General features: G+C 60.6%; 19 protein-coding genes. 10 read left to right on the top strand and 9 right to left on the bottom strand.

Going from position 1 to position 25,185, the window contains the following annotated elements:
- Nucleotides 1-9: 9 nt before the first annotated feature.
- The 5 genes from ATO7_RS01490 (at nucleotide 10) to ATO7_RS01510 (ending at nucleotide 5,373) form a co-directional block, all read left to right on the top strand.
- The gene (locus ATO7_RS01490; protein WP_083559139.1) at nucleotides 10-975 is read left to right on the top strand and encodes an alpha/beta hydrolase; all 966 of its coding nucleotides are present in this window, start codon (nucleotides 10-12) and stop codon (nucleotides 973-975) included.
- Nucleotides 972-2,867: a propionyl-CoA synthetase gene (locus tag ATO7_RS01495; RefSeq protein ID WP_240499406.1), complete on the top strand. Its 1,896-nt coding sequence runs from the start codon at nucleotides 972-974 to the stop codon at nucleotides 2,865-2,867. The genes ATO7_RS01490 and ATO7_RS01495 overlap by 4 nt, the downstream gene beginning before the upstream one ends.
- Before the next feature lie 111 nt (nucleotides 2,868-2,978).
- Nucleotides 2,979-3,680 carry an SDR family NAD(P)-dependent oxidoreductase gene (locus tag ATO7_RS01500; protein WP_083559140.1) on the top strand — a complete coding sequence of 234 codons (702 nt, stop codon included), beginning with the start codon at nucleotides 2,979-2,981 and terminating at the stop codon, nucleotides 3,678-3,680.
- Complete coding sequence (locus ATO7_RS01505) at nucleotides 3,670-4,092, top strand: 6-carboxytetrahydropterin synthase (RefSeq protein ID WP_083559141.1); 423 nt, start codon at nucleotides 3,670-3,672, stop codon at nucleotides 4,090-4,092. The genes ATO7_RS01500 and ATO7_RS01505 overlap by 11 nt, the downstream gene beginning before the upstream one ends.
- A 60-nt stretch (nucleotides 4,093-4,152) precedes the next feature.
- Nucleotides 4,153-5,373, top strand: a complete 1,221-nt coding sequence (locus ATO7_RS01510) for an NAD(P)/FAD-dependent oxidoreductase (RefSeq protein ID WP_083559142.1) — start codon at nucleotides 4,153-4,155, stop codon at nucleotides 5,371-5,373.
- Here the strand turns inward: ATO7_RS01510 and ATO7_RS01515 are convergent, their stop codons facing one another.
- Complete coding sequence (locus ATO7_RS01515) at nucleotides 5,374-6,735, bottom strand: WS/DGAT/MGAT family O-acyltransferase (RefSeq protein ID WP_083559143.1); 1,362 nt, start codon at nucleotides 6,733-6,735, stop codon at nucleotides 5,374-5,376. It lies immediately after the preceding gene.
- Nucleotides 6,736-6,937: 202 nt separating this feature from the next.
- On the opposite strand from ATO7_RS01515, the gene ATO7_RS01520 reads away from it, so the two are divergent.
- Nucleotides 6,938-8,845, top strand: a complete 1,908-nt coding sequence (locus ATO7_RS01520) for a DUF1302 domain-containing protein (protein ID WP_158522985.1) — start codon at nucleotides 6,938-6,940, stop codon at nucleotides 8,843-8,845.
- 91 nt (nucleotides 8,846-8,936) lie between these two features.
- Nucleotides 8,937-9,932: a flavin reductase gene (locus ATO7_RS01525; RefSeq protein WP_083559145.1), complete on the top strand. Its 996-nt coding sequence runs from the start codon at nucleotides 8,937-8,939 to the stop codon at nucleotides 9,930-9,932.
- Nucleotides 9,933-10,028: 96 nt separating this feature from the next.
- Here ATO7_RS01525 and ATO7_RS01530 read toward each other — a convergent pair whose 3' ends face one another.
- The 4 genes from ATO7_RS01530 to ATO7_RS01545 all read right to left on the bottom strand — a co-directional run bounded on the left by ATO7_RS01530 (nucleotide 10,029) and on the right by ATO7_RS01545 (nucleotide 13,704).
- Nucleotides 10,029-11,342, bottom strand: a complete 1,314-nt coding sequence (locus ATO7_RS01530; RefSeq protein WP_206044751.1) for a DUF1329 domain-containing protein — start codon at nucleotides 11,340-11,342, stop codon at nucleotides 10,029-10,031.
- 86 nt (nucleotides 11,343-11,428) lie between these two features.
- The gene (locus ATO7_RS01535) at nucleotides 11,429-11,920 is read right to left on the bottom strand and encodes a DUF2505 domain-containing protein (RefSeq protein ID WP_083559147.1); all 492 of its coding nucleotides are present in this window, start codon (nucleotides 11,918-11,920) and stop codon (nucleotides 11,429-11,431) included.
- 39 nt (nucleotides 11,921-11,959) lie between these two features.
- Nucleotides 11,960-12,127 carry a rubredoxin gene (locus ATO7_RS01540; protein ID WP_083559148.1) on the bottom strand — a complete coding sequence of 56 codons (168 nt, stop codon included), beginning with the start codon at nucleotides 12,125-12,127 and terminating at the stop codon, nucleotides 11,960-11,962.
- Between the two features lie 116 nt (nucleotides 12,128-12,243).
- Nucleotides 12,244-13,704, bottom strand: coding sequence for an amidohydrolase family protein (locus ATO7_RS01545; protein WP_206044752.1), 1,461 nt, complete (start codon nucleotides 13,702-13,704; stop codon nucleotides 12,244-12,246).
- Nucleotides 13,705-13,765: 61 nt separating this feature from the next.
- Between ATO7_RS01545 and ATO7_RS01550 the strand changes: the two genes are divergently transcribed.
- The gene (locus ATO7_RS01550; protein WP_158522987.1) at nucleotides 13,766-14,791 is read left to right on the top strand and encodes an ion transporter; all 1,026 of its coding nucleotides are present in this window, start codon (nucleotides 13,766-13,768) and stop codon (nucleotides 14,789-14,791) included.
- Here the strand turns inward: ATO7_RS01550 and ATO7_RS01555 are convergent.
- Nucleotides 14,788-16,029 carry a CoA transferase gene (locus tag ATO7_RS01555; protein WP_206044753.1) on the bottom strand — a complete coding sequence of 414 codons (1,242 nt, stop codon included), beginning with the start codon at nucleotides 16,027-16,029 and terminating at the stop codon, nucleotides 14,788-14,790. The genes ATO7_RS01550 and ATO7_RS01555 overlap by 4 nt on opposite strands.
- A 54-nt stretch (nucleotides 16,030-16,083) precedes the next feature.
- Between ATO7_RS01555 and ATO7_RS01560 the strand changes: the two genes are divergently transcribed.
- Complete coding sequence (locus ATO7_RS01560; protein WP_083559152.1) at nucleotides 16,084-17,481, top strand: ABC1 kinase family protein; 1,398 nt, start codon at nucleotides 16,084-16,086, stop codon at nucleotides 17,479-17,481.
- Nucleotides 17,482-17,518: 37 nt separating this feature from the next.
- On the opposite strand, the gene ATO7_RS01565 is transcribed toward ATO7_RS01560, so the two are convergent.
- Genes ATO7_RS01565 through ATO7_RS01575 form a run of 3 tightly spaced genes read right to left on the bottom strand, consistent with a single transcriptional unit; the run spans nucleotide 17,519 to nucleotide 22,566 of the window.
- Nucleotides 17,519-20,071 (bottom strand): efflux RND transporter permease subunit, encoded by a 2,553-nt coding sequence (locus tag ATO7_RS01565; protein WP_083559153.1) that lies wholly within the window; start codon nucleotides 20,069-20,071, stop codon nucleotides 17,519-17,521.
- 29 nt (nucleotides 20,072-20,100) lie between these two features.
- Nucleotides 20,101-21,126 carry a WD40/YVTN/BNR-like repeat-containing protein gene (locus tag ATO7_RS01570; protein WP_083559154.1) on the bottom strand — a complete coding sequence of 342 codons (1,026 nt, stop codon included), beginning with the start codon at nucleotides 21,124-21,126 and terminating at the stop codon, nucleotides 20,101-20,103.
- A 21-nt stretch (nucleotides 21,127-21,147) separates the two neighbouring features.
- Nucleotides 21,148-22,566, bottom strand: coding sequence for a DUF1329 domain-containing protein (locus ATO7_RS01575; RefSeq protein WP_083559155.1), 1,419 nt, complete (start codon nucleotides 22,564-22,566; stop codon nucleotides 21,148-21,150).
- 369 nt (nucleotides 22,567-22,935) lie between these two features.
- On the opposite strand from ATO7_RS01575, the gene ATO7_RS01580 reads away from it, so the two are divergent.
- Complete coding sequence (locus tag ATO7_RS01580) at nucleotides 22,936-25,167, top strand: DUF1302 domain-containing protein (protein WP_083559156.1); 2,232 nt, start codon at nucleotides 22,936-22,938, stop codon at nucleotides 25,165-25,167.
- The last annotated feature ends 18 nt before the right edge of the window (nucleotides 25,168-25,185 follow it).

Genomic DNA, 25,185 nt, shown 5'->3' on the forward strand with positions numbered 1-25,185 from the left:
ACTGCATTCATGCAATACACCGTCAAACCCGTCACCATCAGCCGCCGCAGCCGCAACGTCATCCGACTGCTGCGCTGGGGCCTCAAACCGATGCTGCGTCTGTTCTCCAGCGTCTCGGTATTCGCGCTGATCAAGAATCAGGTCCGCCTGGCTGCACGCTGGCGCATTCGCCTGCATGATCTGCCGATCAACTACGACCGCTACATCAATGGCGTACCCGGGCCCATCGTCGGCGACTTCAGCGCCACCGACAAAATCGCCATTCTCTACCTGCATGGCGGTGCGTTTCTGATACCCGCAGTGCCCGAGGTTCATCTCGAGCTGCTTGCGCGCATGTGCCGCAAACTCGACGCCGTGGCCTTCATGCCGGATTACCGGCTGGCTCCGATGCACCGTTTCCCTGCAGCCTTGACCGACTGCGAGCGCGCCTACCGCGGACTGCTGGATGCCGGTTTCAAACCGGAAAACATCGTCATTGCCGGCGAGTCAGCCGGTGGCAACCTGACGCTCGGCCTGCTGCAGCGCATCCGCGCCAACAGCTGGCCCATGCCGGCCTGTGCCATTCCGATCTCGCCGGTGACCGAGATGGCACGTGTGCATGTGCCGCTGTCACGGGTGATCAATCGGCGCAAAGACCCGCTACTACCGGTCAATGCCATGGCCAAGATGCTGCAGCTGTATGCCGGCGATCACGACGCCACCGATCCCGAACTATCCCCCATCTATGCCGACATGCGCGGTCTGCCGCCACTGTTCTTCCTGGTCGGCGAAACCGAAATCCTGCTGGACGACAGCTTGATCGTGGCCGCCCATGCGCGCGAAGCCGGGGTGAGCACGCGGGTTGATGTGTGGCCGCTGCTGCCACATGCCTTCCCCTTGTTCATCCGCCTGCTGCCGGAGGCGCTGCAAGCGCGCAACGACATCATCGAATTCATTCGCGAACACACCGCAACGAGCGCTCAGGAGAGCACATGAGCTACGCCAAGGAATATCAGCGCGCCTTCGAAAACCCCACGGCGTTCTGGGCCGAGCAAGCCCAGCACCTGGACTGGGAGCAGCCCTGGGATGCCGTCCTCGATGACCGCCGCGCGCCGTTTCACCGCTGGTTTGCCGGCGGGCGTATCAACACCTGCCACAACGCGCTCGATCGCCACGTCGAAGCGGGTCGCGGCGATCAGGACGCACTGATCTACGACTCGCCGCTCAGTGGCAGCAAACGCCGCTACAGCTATCGCGCATTGCGTGACGAGGTGGCACGCGTGGCCGGCGCCCTTAAACAGCTGGGTGTAGAAAAAGGCGACCGCGTGGTGATTTACATGCCGATGGTGCCGGAAGCCGCCATGGCCATGCTGGCCTGTGCCCGCATCGGCGCCATCCACTCGGTGGTGTTCGGCGGTTTCGCCGCGCCCGAGCTGGCCAAACGCATCGACGCCGCGCAGCCCAAATTGGTGATGTCGGCATCCTGCGGCCTTGAACCGGGGCGCCTGATTGCCTACAAACCGCTGCTCGATCAGGCCCTGGAACTGTCCAGCCACGAGGTCGAGCACTGCCTGATCCTGCAACGCGAGCAATGCCATGCCGATCTGATTGCGGGGCGTGACGTGGACTGGAGCGAGACCGTAACGCGCGCCGAACCGGCGGCCTGTGCCAGTCTGGCCGCCACCGACCCGCTGTATGTGCTGTACACCTCCGGCACCACCGGCAAGCCCAAGGGCGTGGTGCGCGACAACGGCGGCCATGCGGTGGCCATGCACTACTCGATGCGCGCGGTGTACCGCGCTGCCCCCGGCGAGGTCTACTGGGCAGCCTCTGACGTGGGCTGGGTGGTCGGCCACTCCTACATCGTCTACGCGCCACTGCTGATGGGCTGCACCACCGTACTGTACGAAGGCAAGCCTGTGGGCACACCGGATGCGGGTGCGTTCTGGCGCATGATCGATGAATACCGCATCAGCACGCTGTTCACCGCACCGACCGCATTTCGCGCCATCAAGAAAGAGGATCCCGGCGGCGAGTTGCTGTCCGGCTACGACCTCAGCTGTCTGAAAACCCTTTACCTGGCCGGCGAGCGATCTGATCCGGACACCATCGAGTGGGCCCAGAAACAACTCGACGTGCCGGTCATCGATCACTGGTGGCAAACCGAACTGGGCTGGCCCGCCGTGTCCAACTGTCTGGGTCTTCAGGCCATGCCGGTCAAGCCGGGCTCGGCTGCGGTGCCGGTTCCCGGCTACGACATGCAGGTCTTGGATGACGACGGCCAGACACTGGGCACCGATCAGATCGGCAACCTGGCCCTGCGCCTGCCGCTACCGCCTGGCACCCTGCTGACCCTGTGGGACAACGATGACGGCTACCAGGACAACTACCTCAGCCGTTACCCCGGTTACTATCTGACTGGCGATGCCGGCTACCGCGATGGCGACGGCTACATTTCGATCATGTCGCGCATCGATGACATCATCAATGTGGCCGGCCACCGCCTCTCGACCGGCGCCATGGAGCAGGTCCTCGCCGCCCATCCGGCGGTGGCCGAATGCGCGGTGATCGGCGTGACCGACACACTCAAAGGCCAGCTTCCGCTGGGGCTGGTGGTGCTCAAAGCCGGAGTGAATCAGGCCGAGCAGGACATCGTGGCCGAGCTGGTCGCCAACGTGCGTCAGGAGATCGGTGCGGTGGCCGCCTTCAAACAGGCGGCGGTGGTGCCTCGCCTGCCCAAGACCCGCTCCGGCAAGGTCCTGCGCGCGGCCATGCGCAAGATCGCTGACGGCGAGAACCCGCCCGTCCCTGCTACCATTGACGACCCCAAAATTCTGGATGAAATCCGGCAGGCCCTTGGCAGGCTCGGCTATCCACACAACAACTGAGCGGCGCAACGCCAAGCTGTTGGCGCCGCCAGGGCGATCACAGCGCATGACACACAGGTATTTCGAGGGGCCGAGCAAGATCCGCTCCGGCCCGCACTCAGGTGATTCCGCATGAGTCGCGCAGCGGCCATATTGATCACCGGCGGCGGCACCGGCTTGGGTGCGGCCAGCGCGCGCATCCTCGCCGCTGAAGGTTGGCGGGTGGGTTTGCTCGGCCGTCGCCTGGACCGCCTTGAAGCGGTCGCCGCCGATATCCGCAGCGCCGGCGGCGATGTGCAGATTTATCCGCAGTGCGTGAGCCAGGCCGCGGCGGTCGCCTCGGCAATTGGCGATTTCAAACCCAGCGCCGTGCTCAACGCCGCCGCCGTGCTCGGTCAAGGCGACATCATCGACACGCTGGGCCCAGCCGAATTTGCCGAGGTGCAGGCGATCAACGTCAACGGCACTTTCAACACCTGCTGCGCAGCCATGCGCCAGTGGCAGGCTGCCGACCACTCAGGTGACATCGTCAATGTGTCGTCGCTGGCCGGCATTCGTGGCATGCAGGCCTTCCCCGGATTTTCCGCCTACGCCGCCTCCAAGCACGCCATCGTCGGCCTGACCGAAGCCCTGGCCAAAGACGGCAAAGCTCACGACATTCGCGTCAACGCGATCGCGCCCGGCATGATGCGCACCGACATGCTCGCGCAGATGGGCATCCACCCCAAGACCCTGCCCGAGGATATCGTGCCGACCGTGCGCTATCTGCTCGACCGCAGCCTGTCCGGCCCGCTGAGCGGGACGACGATCGAGATTCACAGCAATGACGACTAGCAAGCCCATTGTCTACCTGACCCGGCGTGAGCATTTTTGCGCCGCACACCGGTTGTGGTCGGACGCACTCAGCGCCGAGGAAAATCAGGCGCTCTACGGGCCCTGCTCGCGCGAATACGGCCATGGCCACAACTACTTCATGGATGTCACCCTGCGCGGGCCAGTTGATCCGCGCACCGGCGTGATCGTGAATCTCACCGAGGTGCGTGATGCGCTCAAGGAATTGATCCTTGAAGATACCGATCAGCGTCATCTCAACCATGACTCACCGCTGTGCGCCGGGGTCAATCCCACGGCAGAGAACCTCGCGGTGCTGTTCTGGAACGTGCTGCACGCCCGTTTCGGCGCTCTGCTGTATGAGGTCAAGGTGCAGGAAACCGACAAGAACTGGGCAATCTATCGCGGCGAATAAGCCTCGACAGCCCCCTCCCCCGGCCCGCGCAAGCGGACCCCCAACCAATAAAAACACACCATGAGTACAGACAACATCGTGATCGTCGGCGGCGGCCAAGCTGGCGCCACCCTGGCCCAGGAACTGCGCAAGCTCGGCTTTGAAGGCGGCCTGACCATCATCGGCGAAGAGCCGCAGCTGCCCTACCGTCGCCCGCCGCTGTCCAAGGCCTATCTGGCCGGCGAAGCGAGCGAAGAAAGTCTGTACGTGATGAAAGCGCCGATTCTGGAGAAGAACAACGTCAGCTTCCGTGGTGGCGTGCGCGCGACCCAGATCGACCGCGACAACAAAACCCTGACCCTGGACAACGGCGAAACCCTGAACTGGGACAAGCTGGCCCTGACCACCGGCGGACGCGCCCGGCCGCTGCCGGTGCAAGGCGCCGATGCGCAGAACGTGTTCGAGCTGCGCAGCGTGGCGGACGTCGATGCGATTCGCCCGCACTGCCAGGCCGGCAAACGCGCGGTGATCATCGGTGGCGGCTTCATCGGCCTGGAAGTGGCAGCGGTGGCACGCAAGCTCGGCGTTGAGGTCAGCGTGCTGGAAGGCTTGCCACGGGTGCTTGCGCGGGTCACCGCGCCGCAGGTTTCCGAGTTTTTCGAAACCGTGCACCGTGATGCCGGTGTTGACCTGCGCACCGGCGCCGCGGTCACCGCCATCGAAGGCAACCCGGTCAGCCACGTGGTGCTGGAAAGCGGCGAGAAGCTGGCCGCGGATTTCGTCGTTGTGGGCATCGGCCTGATCCCCAACACTGAGCTGGCCTCGATGGCGGGGCTTGAGGTGGACAACGGCATCGTGGTGGACGCTCAGGCACGCACCTCAGATCCCAATGTCGTGGCCGCCGGCGACTGCACCAATCTGCCCAGTGCGTTCTACAACCGACGCATCCGTCTGGAGTCGGTGAACAACGCGATGGAACAGGCACGCACCGCGGCCGCCACCCTGCTGGGCCAAGACAAGACCTATGACGCCGTACCCTGGTTCTGGTCGGATCAGTACGATCTCAAACTGCAGATGGTGGGTCTGTCCGAAGGCTACGACAACACCGTTCTGCGCGGCGATCCGGCCACTCGCAGCTTCTCGCTGTTCTACCTCAAGGACGGTGTGGTGATCGCGGCCGATGCGGTCAGCCAGCCCAAGGATTTCATGGCTGCCAAGAAACTGGTGGCGGCGCGTGCCGCACCTGATCCCGAGGCGCTGGGCAACCCGGATCAGGCCTTGGCCGACCTGATCCCGGCCTGATCACCCCGCTGCAGCCCGCTCCAGTTCCTCCAGAGCCTCGCCGGTGTATACGGCGAGGTTCTGCAGGTGGGGGACGGCCTTGCGGCAACCAATGAAGCCCACACAGACCTTGTCGGCGTAGCCGATCACGGTCACGTTCATGGCGTAGCCATCGAACAGAATCGACATGGGGTACATCGCCTCAAGCTCGGCACCACGCAGATAAAGCGGATGCTTGGTCAGCACCACGTTGGACACCACGAAGTTGAAAAACGGCGGCAGCCGCGACAGCGTGCCGGTGATCTGACCGGCCATCAGCGGAGCCAGCCCCATCAGCGTGAACTGTTCCAGCGCAGTTGCCGACATGCTCAGCAACTCCTGTTTGGAGCGTGTCGTGGTGGCATTGATCTGGCGCACTCTGACCAGTGGATCAGGCTCGTCGGTGGCCAGAGGACAGACAAAACCCGCCACGGCATTGCCGCTCTGATCATCACCGCGCGCCAGCCCGATCGGCACCGAAGCATTGAGTGATTTTTCCGCCATGGCGTCGTTGTCCAGCATATAGCGCCGCACCGCACCGGAGACGATCGCCAGGGTCACATCATTGACGGTCACACCCAGGGTTTTGCTCAAAGCCTTGATGCGAGCGAGTTCAAGCACCTGGGTGCCAAGACGCCGATGGCGGGTCACCGGCTTGTTGAAGACCGAGCCCGGCGTGTCCATCGCCGCTCTCACAGTACTGCCCTCGCCACGACTCATCTCGACCAGCTTGCTGGCCAACTGCCCCAGACCTCTGGCCTGATCACCGGTTTCGCGAATAACCCCGGCCAGCTTACTGGCTAGGGATTTCTTCAGCCGCGTGCCGGCCTGCGGAATATCACGCTCACCCGGCCAGCGCATGTCGCTGGCATCATCGGTCAGCCACAGTTTGGTCAGACGCATCGCGCCCATGCCGTCGATCGCACAGTGGTGCGACTTGAAATAGATCGCGAAACGGTTGTTCTCAAGCCCTTCGATCAGATGGCATTCCCACAGCGGACGGGCAAAGTCCATGGCGTTGGAATGCAGGCGTTGAACCAGCTCACCCAGCTGACGCTCGCCGCCCGGCTTCGGCAGAGCCGAGTGGCGCACATGAAAATCCATGTCGATGTCACACGGCTCCCAGGCCGGCGCGATGTCCGACAATGTGCCCTGCAACAGACGATGGCCGAACGGCTCGGGCAGAAACGGCTGACTGCGCAGCTGCTCGAACATGTCATTCAGAAACTGACGCCCTTCTCCCGGCGGCAGCTTGAAGGTCATCAGACAACCCAGATGCATGGGTGCCTGCGCGGTTTCCATCCTCAAAAAGGCCGCGTCCACTTGGCCTAATCGCTTTTTCATCGTTGTCCCCCCAGCCCGTTTCAGGCTTGTCTTACCCCCATTGTAAGCATGCCGATGCACTGCAAGTGGCTGACAGCGCTCGCAACTCTCATCTCTTGTTCGGCCCGGCGGCTCATCAGTTCGGATGAATCTGTGCTCAAATACCGCTTATAACATTGATCAAATTACAACACCTTCAGACTAGGCAATGGGGAGACGTCTGATGAATAACCGTGTGCGTTTTGGAGCCCGGGCGGCAACCTTGTTTGCCTGTGCCATGGCGGTTCAAAGTCCTTTGTGGGCGGGCAGTTTCAAGCTCGGACCACTGGATGGCGAATGGCAAATGCAAGGCAGCTATGTCTATTCGATCCGGACTGAAAACCCACACCCCGGCGTGGTTGAAACCGGCGGACGCGAGGAAGTCGAGGCTCCGGAATGGCTCAAGTGGCCAGAGTCCAACAACTTCGACGATGGTGATCGCAACTTCGAAAAATGGGACGCAGTCAACAACCGTGCCACCTTGCTGGGCGAACTTCAGCTCAAGTGGGGCCCCGATTTCGGCATGCTGGTCCGCGGTGATGCGTTCTACGACATGGTTTATCGCCAGGACACCAACGCCAACAACAGCGAAGAATCGATCAGCACGTCGCAAGAGCCTTTCAATAGCTTCACTGACGAAGCCCGCCATTTCAGCGGCAAGCGTGCCCGTTTGCTGGATGCCTACGGTTACGGCAGTTGGTATCTGCCCGGCAACATGGTGCTGAACCTGCGCGCAGGTAAGCACATCGCGGCCTGGGGCGAAAGCCTGTTTTTCTCAGGGGTTGCCCTGGCCCAGGCGCCGGCTGACGCGACCAAGGCCACCGTGCCCGGCGCGGATGTGAAAAGCATATTGCTGCCGGTCAATCAGGTTTCCTTCCAGCTTGCGGTCAACAACAAGCTGACGCTGCTCGGCCAATACAAGCTGGAGTTCAAGGAAATCGAATTGAACCCGGTGGGTGAATTCTTCTCACCTGCCGATGTTGTCGGCCCTGGTGCTGAGTTCATCTACGGCATTCGTAACCCGCTGTATTCGGAAACGCTGGCCAACTACAACCTGGCCAGCACCACCGACCTGAACGAAACCATTCAGGTCATCGCCGATCTGTTCATCGGCCCCGGAGCCCCAAATGTTCAGCTCCTGCCAGACGATCTGCTGGGTGAACTCGAACTCAACCTGCCCGCGCTCGGGCAGCTCGACGAGCTCACCGGTGCGCCGCGCGGCATTGATCCCCAGCGCCTGCCTGACATCAAGCCCTCGGACCGAGGACAATGGGGATTCGGCCTACGCTACGCACTGAACTACACAACAACCCTCGGCGCCTATCATTTGCGCTATCACGCCACCACCCCGGCGCCCCGCCAGAACTACGGCTATGGGGTTCTGCTCTACAATCCGGTTACCGGCGAGCCGGCGATCACCACCCAGCAACTCGGTGACCTGCTGGTTCCGACCACCTACAACGTGGTGTATTACCCAGGCGTTCATCTGACCGCGCTGAGCCTCTCCACCGTGCTGTTTGGGGTCAACTTCGGCGCCGAACTGATCTACCGCGATGGTGTGGATGTACTGGTGGATGTCTACGCGCCGATTCTCGGCCCAGTGCCCACCCCAACCCGGGCGGAAACCTGGCAAGCTTTGCTGTCCTGGCTGTACGTACTCGGCCCGGGCCCGCTCGGACTGTGGGACTCGATGGCCATCGTCGGTGAAGCTGGTTTTGTTCACGTCGAGGACTACGACCGCCAGTACAATCCAAATGGCGAAATTGATACCGGTCTGACCAACACCCGCGACGCCGCTGGCATACAGATGCTGTTCCAGATCGGCAAACGCAACATCTTCTCAGGCTGGGATCTCAACGTCCCGGTTGGTCTTGCGGCCAACATTGTCGGCAAATCGGCACTCAATGGCGGCCTCGGCTCGCTGTTCGGCGAGGATGATTACCGGGCCAGTGTCGGCGCCGAATTCATCCGCCTCAACAAGCTGACGCTCGGTGTGGTCTACAACGCCTACTTCGGCGGCACGCCCAATTTTGACGACCGCCCCTACCAGGATCGTGACAACCTCGCGTTCACGGTGAAGTACGCGTTCTAAGCGCTCGCAAGGTTCGGGATCAGACACCACAAGTGGGTGTCTGATCCTTACGGACGAAGGTCTCAAAGCCTGCAACGGGTAGAGTAACGGCATGACTAAACAAGCCTTTGATCCGTTCGCGTTTCGCCAGGCATTAGGCAGTTTTGCCACTGGCGTCACCATCATCACGACCCGCACCGAAGAGGGTGAACCGCTCGGCCTGACCGTCAACAGTTTCAATTCGGTGTCCCTTAATCCACCGATGGTGCTGTGGAGCCTGGCCGAGACCTACAAGGGTTACGACGCATTCAAAAAGGCATCGCACTGGGCGGTGCACGTTCTGGCCGCCGACCAGGAGGATTTGTCCAACCGCTTTGCCGGGAAAATCGATGACAAGTTCGCTGGCCTGACGCTGGAAGAAGGAATCAACGGCAACCCTCTGCTGACCGGCTGCGCAGCCCGTTTCGAGTGCCGCACCGCATTTCAATACGAAGGTGGCGATCACCTGATTTTCGTTGGCGAGGTTGAGTCCTTTGAGCAGTGCGATTCAGCGCCTCTGGTTTTTCATGGCGGGCGCTACGCACACGCAACGCCACGGCAAAGCGGGCATGAGCCGCGCCATCCCTATCTGGCTGGCAGCTTCGACGAGAATTTCCTCGGCTACCTGCTGGGTCGGAGCCACTATCGCTTCTACAACCAGATTCGCCCACACCTTGAAGAAGCCCGGCTGAGCGACGAGGAGTTTTATCTGCTCTCCACGCTTACGCTCAAGCAAACCATGACCGCGGTCGAACTGGACGCCACCATGTCCGGCATCCTCAACAACAGCAGCGCCTCGGCCATACAATCACTGATTAGTCGCGGGCTGGCCCGGCCCGAGCATCTGGACACCGAAGACGGCAGTGCGCCCATCCTGGCTTATCAGCTCACCCCCGACGGCCGTCGCCTGGCGCTGCGGCTGATTTCCGCCGGCAAGGTGGTGGAATCCCAGGTCAATGAGCGTCTCGGCTACAGCGACGCCACCATCCTGAAATCACTGTTGGTACGCCTGCTTGACGCCATCGACCCACAAGCATCGACACTGTGGGAAAACCCGCCTCCGGAATAAGCAGCGGGTATACAAGGCAAAAAAAAAGCGCGGTTGATCCGCGCTTTTTTTTATCTGTGCACCTGCGCCGCGGCTTCTGCGGCGCAGGCGATAAGCTTAGTGGCCGCTACGTGCCGCCGCTTCAGGACTGAACATGGCTGGCTTGAGCGGCGTGTTGATACGCCACCAGTTGTCACGCTCGTTGACCAGATAGGTGGCCTCGTAGTTGCCCGAAGTCAGGTCATGATAAACCGATGCACCTCGGTGGAACGTGCCCGATTCCTGCGAATAGAAGAACGCCGCCAGATTGGCACGCCACAGTTCACCGCGGCCATCGTAGTTGTCTGCCCACATGGTCAGCCAGGTGTCTTCATCCACATAAAGACGGCGTTTCTGATAGATGTGGCGTACACCATCCTTGAGGTTGCCTTCGATCACCCAGACGCGATGCAGTTCGTAGCGCAGGTGATCGGCGTTAACCGTGCCTTCCTGAATCAGCTCATCGTAGGTCAGCTCTGGACTGTTGAACTTGAAGTTGTGATACGGGATCAACATTTCCTTCTTGCCGATCAGAGTCCAGGTGTAACGTTCCGGTGAACCGTTGAACAGGTAATCGTCATCCACGGTGCGCAGACCGGACGGCGGCACCGGGTAATCGAAACCAATCTCCGGCGCTTTACGAACACGTCGAATCCCAGGCAGATACTGCCACGACTGAGTCGCGTCGCTCTTGAAGTTGTTCGGCTGGTAGCCCACCGCAACAAACCCCTTCTCACGGTCCGGCAGCAGGAAACCCTGATAGAAGAACGCGTTGATGTGGTCTGTGTATTTCGGTATGCGGCCGCTGCGATCCGGATTGTTTCCCGGGTTCATGGTCATGAAGCGTGCACGCCCCCACGCCACAGTGCCATTGGAATAGACATCCGCAATGTCGAAGACCACTTTCTCGGTCCAGGCACGATGCGGCAGGATCGCGTTGTAAATGGCTTCAAGACCATTCTTCGGGAATGGGAATGGGTGCGCACCACCGGTCCCGGTCACGCCCAGCCCATCATCGATAATCTCCGACTCAGCGGCGTTCTTTTTGACCACATCGCAAACCCAGTCATCGAAGCGGAAATCGCGATGGCTGGGATAGACGTTCATCTTGAACGTATCGGGGTACTTGCTCATCAAGGCCTTCTGCCCTGGAGTCATCAGCGCATCGTACTGCCCCATGTTCGATGCCGTGATGGTGTAGAGCGGCTTCTCGTCCTTGTAAGGCCCTGGCTCGTAGCCATGCTCGCTGCTCACGCCCGGCCATGTCTTGAACCACTTGCCGGTGTATTCAGCCACCCCACCCTGTGTGCCGGCGCGTTCTGCACCCATACAGGTGTATGTATCGCCGCCGAGGCTGGCGATTTCCTCTGCACTCGATTTTGCCGCGGACACACTGCTGAATCCTATCGTCAGGGCAGCGGCGCTCCACCCCAGAACTTTGAAAAGTCTCATTTTTTGCTCCTTCGCACTTCGGTCTGTTATGCCGAACGATAATCGTCCAGGAATGAGAGTGCGGCTACGCGCTCCTGTTCCGCTTTACTGTCCATATCGCTGGCGACAAATTTCTCCAGCGCACCACCGCCGATGGGCAGTTTGGCCTTGATGTCCCAATCGTAATGAATGATGCAGGCGTCATCGCCCTGTTCTTCTACCCGCACGCTGCAACGCATATCCAGCGGCGCGCCTTTTGTCGAGACCTCTACCCGACCGGTCATTGCAGCGCTGTCCCAGTGCTCGTCGTTGACCACTTCAGTGGTCTTGGGCAGCACCTTGGCCGCGATGCCGGAGGCATTCATCGGCACCCAGCGTTTGGCCTTGAGATGGAACTGAGATCCATCCAGGGTCTGTGACAAGAACTCATGCTCGATGCCCAACTTTTCCAGCTTGCGGCGATGAAACTCGGGATCACTGAACATTTTCAGGACCACGCTCGCAGCCGCCGGATAGCGGGCTTGTTGTTGATGTTTCATTGTTATCTCTCCCCCGCGCCACTCAGACGCCAAACCATCTTACTCGTCTTCAAGCAGCACGAAAGAGTCCTTGGGCGAGCCGCATTCAGGGCATTCCCAATCGTCCGGCAAATCCTCGAATCGGGTACCAGGGGGAATATCGTCATCGGGCAGTCCTTCGGCTTCGTCATAGACGAATCCGCAGATATCGCAGACCCATTTTCTCATCGTGTTGCATCCTTGGAATCGTTATCGCCGGACCGGTAATGGTCGGCAAATGTCGGTATTTTCAAGACCGACAATGTCCCAGATGGCTGATCGGCCTGAATCGTCCAATTGGGTGACTAGACCAAGGCCCCAGTTTGGTCGCCCTGCCACACGATACGCCCGCGAGCCAACGTCAGTAGGGCCTGCGTCGACGCCGGACTGCACGCAATTTCAGCCCAGCTGCGATCAAGCACACACAGATTGGCCGCACATCCAACCGCAAACGATGGTGCCGCGCTGCCCGGCGCCTGCAACGGCCCGGTATACAAGTTCAATGCATCGTTGAAGGCCAGCGCTTCGTCGCGCCCAAGGCTGCGCCCCAAGCGCGTTTTCCGCTGTATCGCCGCCGCGATGCCCTGCCACGGATTGAGCGCGCCATAAGGCGCATCCGAACTGGCCGCCAGACTCACCCCCGCACGACGCAAACCCGCCAGACGGTACAGCCAGGGTTGGTCTTCAGCGGCCACCTCGTCGAGATAGCGATCGCCCTTGGAGTAGACGAACTCCGGCTGGGTCACCACCCACAAACCCAACCGGGCCATGCTCTGAGCCTGCTCATCCGGACAGACGCCGGCATGCTCGATGCGATCCCCTGCCATCACGCCGACACTCTCCAGCGCCGCCAATGCAAACACCAGTTCGCTACGCGTAACGCAATGAAAAGCCACCGGCCGCTGATGCGCATGGCTGCGCCCTATCGACTCACACAGCCAATCGAAATCCGGCAGTTCCGACTCCAGCAAGTGAAATTTGTGCGGCCCCACGGCAACCCGATCGCGGCCAACGGCTGCTGCAACATACAACGCATCCAGGCTGGCATTGCCCATCATCTGTATATGCTGGCGCACGGCACCACTCTTAACCGCTGTACGCAACTGGGCCAGCGTGGTCGCATTGTTGGCCGGCCCGGTGTCGGTCACCGCCACCACGCCAAAGGATGCCAGCGTGCGCGAAATGCGGCTCAGATCCGGCGGTTGGCTGCCACGCCGCTGACGCAGCCTGGCGCTCAGCCAGCTGTCCTGATCAAGCAGATGGCCATTCGCCCGATCCTGCTCGCTCTGCCACGGTCCATCTTCGCCCAGCGCCTCAAGCCCTGCACTGTTGAGCGTCCAGCGGCGCCCGCTGACGTGCTGTACGCGCACCGGCACATCAGGCCGCCAGGCATCCAGGGTAGCGCGATCAATCTCGCCGCCGTTGTTTGGGTGATAGGCCACCGCCCTGATCCAGCCATCGCTACCAGGGGGCGCCGAGGCCACGGCGGCACGCAGATCCGCAGGGCAGCGAATCTGCGGCGGCGCACAGTTCAGTGAGTCCAGCGCCGCCGCCGCGGCATACAAATGCAGATGATGATCGACCAGCGCCGGGCTCAGCGCGCGGCCCTCGGCATCCAAACCCTTCGCAGTGGCCGGCGCCAGCGCAGGCCCGAGCGCGACCACCTCGCCGGCCTGCACGCACAGGTCAACCAGGCGCCCGTCCATGAGTCCGGCGTTGCGCACCCAACCGTCGAAAAATCCACCTGTTTCAGACACTGCATTCACGCCCGAAAGTCTAAGCCAGCAACCGCTGATGCGCTTGTTTTGAGCGTGCCATAATGCCGCCATGAGCAGAGCAGCCGACACCCACGATCCGGCGCAGCTGCGCCGCCACGAGCGCCAGCTGGGTTTTCTCGGGCTGGCCATCGACCTGGCCATGGTCACACTGGCGGTGGTCAATCTGATCTGGATTCTGTTCGATTCGGCCTGGGCCGTGCCGGAACTGCGCAGCATGATGGCGTGGCTGGTCCCCGATGCCTGGCTGGACAGCTACAGCGTTGTCCACGATCACTTCTTTCGCATCGACCTGATCTTCGTCAGTGTGTTCATCAGCGAATTTCTGCTGCGCTGGGCTGAAGCTCTGTGGCATCGACGCTACTCGCACTGGATGGCCTATCCGGTCTTGCACTGGTACGACATTCTCGGCTGCATACCGGTTGCCGGCCTGCGCTGGCTTCGGGTACTGCGTGTGTTCGCCATTCTGTTGCGCCTGCAGAAGCTGGGCCTGATCGACTACACCACCTGGGTGCCCTACCAATGGGGCAAGCGCGTCTATGACGTCATCATGGAAGAGATTTCCGATCGCGTGGTGGTGCGTGTACTCAGCGGCGTGCAGGAAGAGATTGGCGCTTCGGGCGATCTGGATCAGAAAATCCTGCGTCAGGTTGTGCAGCCACGCCAGCAGATCATCGCCGATGCCCTGCGCGACAAGCTGGTATCGCTGGGACAGCGCGGCTACGCAAGCGCCCGCGACGACCTGCACCGCTTCGTGACCCAGGCGGTGACGCAGGCCGTGCGTGAGAACCGCGAAATCAAGATCATCGACCGCATCCCCATGGTTGGCGGCGTGGTCGGCGACCTGCTCAACAACGCGATAACCGACATTGTGTGCCGCGCCCTGGATGAACTGATCGGACGTCTGTCCAGCGAAGAATTCGAGCTGCTGTTCAACGACATCTGCAACGCCATCATGGAAGGCCTGATTGATGCAGGGGTGGACTCGGGCGGCTCGGATGAGCTGATGCTGGCGATCAGCGATGTCCTCGATGTGGTCAAGGAGCAGGTTTCTCAACGCCGCTGGCTGCAAGCCTAGAGCACGTTCAGGCCGGCAGTGATGGCATGCGCGGTGACATCGCGCAGCGGCACCGAAAACAGGCCACCGCAGCCCGCGCGTCGTGCCGCCAGCACAGCCAGCGCCGCGTGCATGCCGGTCAAGGGATCGGCCAGCGCATCACCGCAAAACAGAGCCTCGCCGTATCGCGCGCGCATCAGTTCACTCAGCCCTGCCGCCACGGCCGCATCATCGCCAAAGGCTACCCAGTCGGCTTCAGGTGCACCGCGCCCGTACCCCGTGATGCTCAACCAGCACAGCCCGGGATGCTGCCGGACCAGCGCCTCAGCGTCCACACCGAGCTGACGCAGGGCCCGCGGGCGCGACCCTTCGATCACCACATCAGCCTCGGTGATGAGTGTCAGCAACGTATCGCGGCCCTCCCGCGTGGCCAGATCCAGCGCACACGTCGCCTTGCCTGCGTTCAAACTGTCAAAGAATGCAGCTGGTCCAAGCCGAGCGCCGTCGGGACGCTGCGGATGTTCCACTCTCAGCACCTCGGCCCCACATCCGGCGAGCAGAAAACTGCACAAAGGCCCAGCCCACAGCGCGCTCAAATCAATCACCTTAAAGCGCGCAGAAGCCTTGGCAGGCTCCGCAGTGAGCTGCGTGGCGTGCACCCAGGGGTGTGCCGATGGGGCTACGCTCGGCGCCACCGCCAGGCCTATCCAGCGCGCCCGTTCCAGCAACTCGGCACGACGTCGTGTTACCACTCGCGACGTCACCGCCGACCAGCTGTCAACGCCCTCGCATTCAAGCCAGGCAGGCAGCAGCTGCCAGTCCTCCGGACGGGCCAGATTGAGCGCGATATCGCCATCGGCAGTGGCCAGCAGGCGACAGCTGCCATTGGCCGACACACGACCACCAGCACGCAAGGGATGCGAACAACGCCGCATACCAAGCAGGCGCCGACCCTGCCATGGCAACGTGCGGGCTTGTACCGCTTCGATCGCCAGCATCGCCCCGTCGGCGCAGCTGGCCAGCGGCGCCGGGCACTCCAGGCCGGCCTCACCCGATGGCCCGGTGACAGCGTCCAGGCCGCTGTCCCGCCAAGCCTGTGACGGGCTCAGTCCGCGGGCCTGTGCGCCCAGCTGCACCTCTGCTCCCAGCGCGCTCAGCAGCACGCGGGCATAGCGCGCCGCCACGTCATCACGCGGCAGATCAAAGCGCGCACCAGCGAGCAGTTGGCCGGGCAAGATGTGGTCAGTCGCAACATTCACGAGCGGCAACATAGGCCGACTACAATATCCCGGCAAGTTTTCCAAAGAGACGGCATGAGCGATTCCGACAAACCGCACAAACCCAGCCTGAAAACCCTGCAAACCCGGCCCATGCAGCGCAACATGACCATGACCCGGATGGGCGTAGGCGCCGGCATGCGCGCGGCCGGCCACGGCCTGGGCAACCTGTTCCGCAGCGCCGACCAGCGCGAACAAGCCAACAAGGCCTTCGTGATCCGCGAGGTGCAGCATTTCGTTGATCAGCTTGGCCAGCTCAAGGGCAGCGTGATGAAAGCGGGCCAGATGCTGTCGCTGTACGGCCAGTACTTCATGCCACCGGAAGCGGTCGAAATCCTGCAAAGCCTGCAGGATGACACCGTCCACGTCGACTGGTCGGTGGTCGAACCGGTGGTGCGCAGCACGCTGGGCGAAGCGCGCCTGAGCAAATTGCACATCGATCCGCAGCCCATCGCCGCCGCCTCATTGGGTCAGGCGCATGTTGCCCAGCTGGATGGCGACGCACGCACCCTGTGCATCAAAATCCGTTACCCCGGGGTCGATGGCGCAATCGATTCCGATATGCGCACCATTGGGCGCCTGCTCAGCCTCGGCCAGTTCATTCCCGAACATCTCTCACCGCAAGCCCTGCTCGACGAAATCCGCGAAATGCTTCACCGCGAGGTCGACTACGCTCACGAAGCGCGCATGACCCGCATCTTCAGGCAGCGCCTGGCCGATGACCCGCGTTTCATCGTGCCCGAGCTGATCGATGACTACTGCACCGATGCCCTCATCCTGATGAGTTTCGAGCACGGCGAATCGCTCAAGAGCCAAGCGGTCCGCACGCTCAGCCAAACGCAACGCAACGCGCTGGGACGCGCCTTTTTCGAGCTGTTCTGCAGCGAGTTTTTCGACTGGCACCTGGTCCAGACCGATCCGCACTACGGCAACTACCGCATCCGTCTTGAGGACGCGCAGGCGCCGCGCATCGTCCTGCTAGATTTTGGCGCCACGCGCGCATTCCCACCTGAATTCGTCCGCGCCTACGCACGCATCCTGCGCGGCGGGATCGAGCGCGACCCGCAGGCGGTGATAGACGGCGCCTGCGGTATCGGGCTGATGGAAGCGCGCTTCCCCGAGCCGGTCAAGATGGATTTCTACCGCATGATCTGTCAGATCATGGAGCCATTCTGCGCCGACCACGACGATGTGCGCCCGGAAATGTTCCTGGCCGACGGTGCCTATCGCTGGGCCCAGGGTGACGTGTTCGTGGAAGCCGGCAAGCTGCTCTCACGCGCCGCTGCGAGCGTGCATTTCAAAATGCCCCCGCGTGAAATCATCTTCCTGCACCGCCGCCTCGCCGGCGTCTACATGCTGCTCGGTCACCTCGGTTGCGAACTGGACATGCGCCCGCAGCTCAATGCAGCGCTTGCGCGCGTGCTGGAGGCATAAAAAAGGGCGCCGAAGCGCCCTTTTCTTAGCATTTGGATCAGTCCAGCTGCTCCTTGGGTATCCGCAGCAGGAACCGGGCCAGCGCCGGCAGCAGCAGAATCGCGCCAAACATGTTGGCTGTGAACATGAAGATCAGCATGATCCCCATGTCGATCTGGAACTGCAGCTCGGACATCACCCAGGTGGCAACGGACAGCCCCAGTGACACCCCGATAAAGACCACCGCCTTGCCGGTTCGATGCAGGGTGAACTTGAACGCTTCTTCCAGGGTCTTGCCCTGCTTCAACGCCCCAGCCATCTCGGAATACACGTAGATGCCGTAGTCGACCCCTATACCCACGGCCAGCGCCACCACAGGCAGCGTGGCAACCTTAAGCCCGATATCAAGCATTGCCATGACCGCATAAGCCATGGTCGAAACCAGCGACAGCGGCAGCACCACGCACAGCACCCCGGCGACCGAACGGAACGACAGCCACATGAAGATCAGGATGACCAAGTAGACGTAGAACACCACCTTGAGTTCCTGTTCTTCAACCACCTCGTTGGTCGCCGCCATGACCCCGACGTTGCCACTGGCCAGTGCAAAGTTAACCGGGCAGTTCTGATCCATGGCCTGGTATTGCGTCTCCAGCTCACCGCTGCGATCACGCGCCGCCTGCATGGCCTCTTCCGAGGCGTCCGACTGACTCAGCGTGAGCGATTCATCCTGCGCTGTACGCCACTCATTGAACAGAGCGCGCTTGTCGGTGCAGTACTGCGGCGACGTGTCAGGCGCACGAGCATAGAACTGGGCTTCATTGTCGGCGTTGAACTGCTTGATCTCGGAAACCAGATGCTTAATCGTCTCGGCCTTGTGGTCGGTGGTGAAGATGAACACCGCCATGGCATCGCAGTCGTCGTTGAGAATGCCGGTGGTGGTCGGCACCAGGGCCGTGGCCTGGGCCAGCGCAAACTTGTTACGCGGCAGCACCAGGGCATTCAGACGCCCTTCCGACAAACCCTGATAAACCAGCTTGGCATAGGTCAGCAACGACATGGTTGAATGCACACCCGGCTGGTTCTCCATATGCCAGGAGAAGCGGTCGATCTGCTCCATCAGCTCATAGTCGACACAGCCGTTGGGGCGCGTTTCCGCGATCACCTTGAGCTGGTCCACGCCGATTTCAAAGTTACCGATGATCTGCCGGAAGTCCTGGTTGAAACGTGATTCCGGACGCAGCTCAGGCACCCCTTCGATGGCATCACCGATCTTCAGCGAAGGGTATTTCCACAGCGACATGCCGAGCAGCACTGCACTAACAATCAGCGCCACCATGGCCGGCCCCTTGCGGGTGATCTTGGCCAGGAAGGTCCACAGACCATCACCCATGCGTTCGCGGCGCAACTGCTTTTCGCGGAACGCATCCATGTCCTTGATTTCGATGTAGGTCAGCCAGATCGGCATCAGGATCTTGTTGGTGATGATGATCGCCGCCACACCGAAAGCCGCGTTCAGCGACATTTCGCGAATGATCTGAATGTTGATCAGATAGATCGTGGCAAAACCAGCCACGTCGGTGATCAGCGCGGTGGTGCCCGGAATGGCCAGACGCCGGAAGGTTTCCAGCGAAGCGTTGAACTTGTCCATGCCCTGATCGACTTCGGCGACCCAGGCATTGACGTATTGCACGCCGTGCGACACCGAGACCGATAGCACCAGGAACGGCACCAGAATGGCGAACGGATCCAGCCCGAAGCCCACGGTGGTGAGCAAGCCAAACTCCCAGATCACAGCTACGATCGAACACACCAATGGCAGCATGGCGAGCTTGAACGAGCCGCAGTACAGCCACAGCAGAATGCCGGTCATGATCAGGGCGAGCAGGAAGAACAGCACCACCTCCAGCGCCGCATTGGTCATGTCATGCACGATCTTGGCAAAGCCGATGATGTGCACATTGACGCCGTCACCTTCGTACTTGGCGCGCAGCTTCTCGAGTTCTTCGCCGACTTCACGGTAATCCAGCTTCTCGCCGGTAGCCGGGTCATACTCAAGCAGTTCAGACATGACCAGCGCACCGCGCTGATCTTCAGTGACCAGTCGCCCGATGACCTGCGCCTTGCCGACGTTGGACTTGACCTTCTCCAACATCTCCGGGGTTGGGCTGTAATCCGCCGGTATCACGTTGGAACCGGCCAGCCCGCCCTCGATGTTCTCCACGTAGGTCACGTTGGGCGTGAACAGCGACATCACCCGCGCACGATCAACCCCGGGAATGAAGAAGATGTCGTTGGTGGCCTCCTCCAGCTTCCGCATGAAGGTTTCGTTGTAGATATCCCCGTCTTCCTGAATCAGCGCGAACAACACCGTATTAGCGCCGCCGAAGTCGCTGTAGTACTTCTGGAAGGTCTGCATATAGGGGTGATCCAGCGGGATCGATTTGAGCCAGCCTGCATCCGGATGAATCCGCGCGGCCTGCACCGCCAGAATCGCGGTGATCGCGATCAGAATAGCCAGTGTGGTACGCCGATACTTGAAGATCGGTGGCTCGACGACGCGCAGAATGCGATCGGTCCAGGTGGTCCCCGTGGGTGCGTTATCGCTCACTTGTTACTCCCCGTTATTCTTTTTGCGTGTCAGCGTGAAAAAGGCACGCTCTGAATGCCCACCAAGCCCACGGTAACCAATGCGTCCCCGGTGACCACGGCACTACCCAACGTGTGTTCAAGCTGAGTCTCAATGGTCTTCATGCGCTCACCGTCGGTACGCACAACCGCGCCGTTCACGCCCACCAGCAGGACATCGGTCGGCCCAAGCACGACACCGCCGAACAGGCTCTCCTTGAGATCGTTGGGATAGTAGTGCCAGCCCATTTCATGCAAAACGCTGTTATCGGTCAGGGACTCAAGTGAGAACTCGTCCCACTCCATGGTGTCCTGCACCTCAAGCGATTTGATGTCACGTGCTGCGTAAACGTTGCCACGCAAGCCATACACAAAAACGCCGTTATCGGCGTACGGCATCATGCCGAAGAAGGAACCCGCATAAGGCGTTTTGACATGCTCCCAGGTTTCACCATCATCCAGCGAGCGCGCCATCATGCCTTTCTCCCCGCCGATCACCATGGTGCCGTCGGCCAGCTTCCAGATCGAGTTGAGATGCAAACCGTGGAAGGTGAAGTCCGGCTCAAGCAACTCCCACGACTGGCCGCCATCTTGAGTGCGCTTGAAGACGCTATTGGCGCCAACCACAAAACCCACATCCGGTGAGGTGAACAGTATGTCGTAGAACGGCTTACCCCACTCAGTATCGGAGTGAATCAGCGTCCAGCTCTGGCCACCATCTGCCGTCTTCAACACGGTGCCGTCATGGCCCACGGCCCATCCCAGACGATCATCGTAAAAACGTACACGATTGAGCATGGCTTGAACGGGCGTGGCAATCTGCTGCCACTGATCGCCATCCTGCGAACGCAGAATGTGACCGCGGTCACCCACGGTCACCCACGCATTCCCAACCGGTGTCACGTCGTTGAGAATAGCTTCCGCTGCCTTCGGCATGAGCTGCGCTTCACGCGGTTCCAGCGAGGTGTCAGCCATTGCGCCGATCGATACAAGAAGGCCGACAGCAAACGCTGTCGGCCGCACAAATCTCAGGTCCATAGTCGTCCCCCCGACCTTGGATTATTGTTTACGCGCCAGACGCTTGAGGTTGGCCGGTTTGAAGAACGAATCCGAGTAGGTCGCCTCGAAATCGCTGATGGTGTCTTCGTTGGTCATCGCCGTCAGGAAGTAGCGACCGCTCTTGAGGTCGAAAATAGCTTCCGGTGAACCTGTCACAGTCGGCACGAACGGCAGAGTCACAAGATAGGCTTCCTGCATCTTCCACAGTTCGTTGCGATTGTCGTAGGCATCAACGACAGCGATTGACCAGGAATCTTCGTCAAGATAGAAGGTGCGACGGGCGAACTGATGACGCGTACCATCACGCAGGGTGGCATCGACGACCCACACGCGGTGGACTTCGTAACGCACCAGGTCCTGGTTGATGTGGCCGGCCTGAATCAGATCGCGGTACTTGTATTCCGGGCTGTTCAACTCGTAGTTGTGGTAAGGAATGATCATGTCCTTACGCCCAACCAGCTTCCAGTTGTAGCGATCCAGCGAGCCGTTGAACACGTCGACCTGGTCGTTGAACTGCTCACCGTCAGTGCCGATGTAGGGGTTGTCGTAGCCTACGTCAGGCGCGCGGTTCACACGGCCCAGCCCCGGGTTGTAGATCCAAGCCAGACGACCGCCTGAACCTTCATCCGCGGTTTCGTGCACCAGGGTCAACTGACCGGCAACACGAGCCGGCTCGATGACGTTCGACAGATAGTAAGCCAGCAAATCCGTGCCACCCGGCTCGCTGATGTTGCCGTACTTGAACTTCACGTCCTCGATCAGCTTGGAAATCTTGTAGCTGCCGTCCGGCTTGACGATGGCTTGGTTGTTGTAGCGACGAACCGCATCACCCTTGTACTTGAGCTTGTGGTTCCAGATCGCTTCGGCACCGGTGCCGGGAATCGGGAACGGGAAGCCCAATTCGGCGCCATTCACGTCATCCGTGCCCACCAGTTCTGCCGTCGTGGCATTCTTTTTGGTCGCGTCGTAGATGACCTGAGGGAAAAAACCGGTGCGGATGGTCGGATAGACGATCATCTTGTAATCGTCATAGCGCTCGAACATCGCTTTGTGACCAGTGGTCAGCAGGTCGGCGTAGTCTTTGTAATTGGCCTTGGTAATCGTGAACTTGGCTTCGATAACCTCGCCAATCTCGTCTTTGCGGGTCTCCAGCTCGTTGTACACGTAGCTGCGGACCTTGGTCGGATCACTCACGCGCCATTCTTCGAGTTGAGCTCGGGTCAGGTCGACCTGCTCCTGCGTGAACAGCTCACGCCCGCGCCACTCCGGGATAGACCCGTCGTCGTTACCTTTGGCGATTGCACCAACCGGAGTCAGTTCATTGCCCAGCTTGGCGGCCTCGCTGGCCGGCACCTTGGCGATCGCGGAGCCGCTGGCAACTGCCAGTGCGACGGCGGGAAGGATTCCCAGAATTTTCATGACGTCATCTCCGATTGCATCATTTATGTGTCGTGGTGCCCGCGTGTCGATTGCGCAGGCGGGGACCAATCATTGCAACATCGCGCAGCGTCGCGCGCAACTTGGCGCGGCAAAGTAGCCAGTGCACCGTTGCGCGTCAATCCTGCACCTCTACAGGTCACACAACGTTTCAGGTTCAGGACGGTTTACAATGCGCGAAATCACGGCTTTTCTCAACATCATTCACTGGAACAGTGAAGCGGGCAAAGCAGCAAAAGCCCGCACAGGCACAGTGCATCGCCTTTGACGATTGCACCGAGAAACATTACAAATGCGCCATTCGCAAGCGTATGTTGGCGCGGAAACACACCAAAACACAATGGAAGGGATATGGGCATTCGCAAGCTACCGCTCGTCATAGCGGGAATAGGAATATGCGGTTCCAGTTCTGCGCTGGAATTCGACTTCTACGACATTGACATCAGCTGGAACAACCGCGTCACACTCGCCGGTGCCGTGCGCGTGGAAGAGCGCGATGATGCGCTGATCGGCAAACTCAGTCTCAACCCGACACTGTGCGAAGGCGACGACTGCCTTTCGCTGTCCGGCGACCCCGGTCCCAACCAACGACTGGTGGATGCCCCCGGTGCCTTCTTCGCCGACAAGCAGGACGATGGCAACCTGAACTACGACCAGTGGGACCTGACCGCCGGTCTGGCCAAGATCACCTCGGACTTCACCGCAAGCTGGGCCGATTTCACTTTCAAAACCCGTGTAATCGGGTTCTTTGATGCGGTCAACTACGATTTCGATGAGTATCATCCGAACAACAGTGACGTGGTCAGTCCAGGGGTCGGCGGCTATCAGCCCGCCTTCACCAAGCGCGACGGTGGCGTTGAAGAGCTGTTCGGTTCTGACATCTATGTTCAGGATTTGTTCGTAAACGGCAGCTTTTTCTTCGGTGACCGTTTGCTCAGCGTGAGCGTCGGCGCGCAGAAAGCGCGCTGGGGCGAAGCCAACCTGATCGCGTTGAACTCGCTCAACGAAATCAATTCGCCTGACATCCGCGGCCTGCGCCAGCCGGGCGGCCAGATCAACGAAGTGTTCCAACCGGTACCGATGGTTCTGCTGTCGGGTGACCTGTTCCCGGATCAGGGCATCACTGGCGAAATGTTCTATCAGTTCGGCTGGAAGCGCGTACAAGCGGACGCTGGCGGCACCTTCTTTGGCGAACTTGATGCGCTTTATCGCGAAGGTCCGTACAGCAATGCGCTGATCAATCTGGGGCAATTCCCGGAAGACCCGCTGGTTGAGGACGAAGATGGGCGCATGCGTGGCTCGCATCGTCTGCAGACCCCACTTGGGGCCCTGCTCACCGACACCTCATTCACCATTCCGGTGGACCAGAACAGCGGCGAACCTTCCGACACCGGGCAGTACGGTGTACGCCTGAATTGGTTTGCCGACATGATCAACAACGGCACCGAGTTCAGCCTGTATGCGATGAACTATCACAGTCGCCTGCCCTATCTGTCGTTCTACGCTGCCGACCGCAACCCCTTGCGTGATGGCCCGACCGGCACCGCCATCGACATTCTGACCACCTGCCTGCCGGCCGACGTGGATTGCCTGCCGATCGACACCGCAACCGGTTTGGTCGATTACCCCGAAGACATCCGCATGTTCGGTATCAGCTTCAACACCAATATCGGTTCCTGGTCGATTGCGGGTGAGTACTCGTACCGCCCGAATGTGCCGGTACAGATCTCCATGCCGGACCTGATCTTCGCCGCCCTGCAACCAGCCTTCCCGGAAAATGATCTGGTCATTGGCACTGAAACCCTGCTGGGTTCAGGCTTGGGTGGCACGCTGGACGACATCCTCGGGCCTGTACTGACGCCGATTCTGGCGCCTTTGCTGGGTGATGGCCTGCCGATTACCGTGCCGGGCTCGCGTACAGCCGTACCGGACTACGTCGAAACCATCTACCGCGGCAACAACGATATCGACGCCACCATCGCTGCACGCGGCGCAAACTACTACATCCCTGGCTATGAGCGCCTCAAGGTCGGCCAGTTCGTGCTCAACGGTATCCGTATCCTGGGCAGTTCCAACCCGATTGCGGATTTCATTGGCTCCGAACAGATCATCATGATGATCGAGGGCGGCTTCACCCACATCGTGGACATGCCGTCACGCGAACTCATTCAGTTTGATGGTTCCAGCCCGCAACGCACCCACGCCAGTCCGGGCGCCGATGGCACCGGCACGCCGGAAGGTGAAGAAGTCAATACCGGCACCTTCAACCCGACCCAGCAGACCGAAGCTTTCGTTGATGATTTCGCCTGGGGCTATCGCTTCCTGACCACCTTCGAATACAACGATGTGTTCTGGGGCGTGAACCTCAAGCCGTTCATCATTGGCGCGCACGACGTCAAAGGTTATGCCCCGGCGCCGCAACAAAACTTCCTCGAAGATCGTATCGAAGTGCTGTTTGGCACCGAGTGGTTCAAGGGCCAGCAGTGGTCCGGCAAGGTGCAGTACAACCTGCATGCAGGCTCCAAACACAACATTCGCCGCGACAAAGACAATGTGGTGGTGGAGTTGACCTACACCTTCTGATCCTACCGATCAAAAAAG

Source organism: Oceanococcus atlanticus, assembly GCF_002088235.1.
GTDB classification, from domain to species: Bacteria; Pseudomonadota; Gammaproteobacteria; order Nevskiales; family Oceanococcaceae; genus Oceanococcus; species Oceanococcus atlanticus.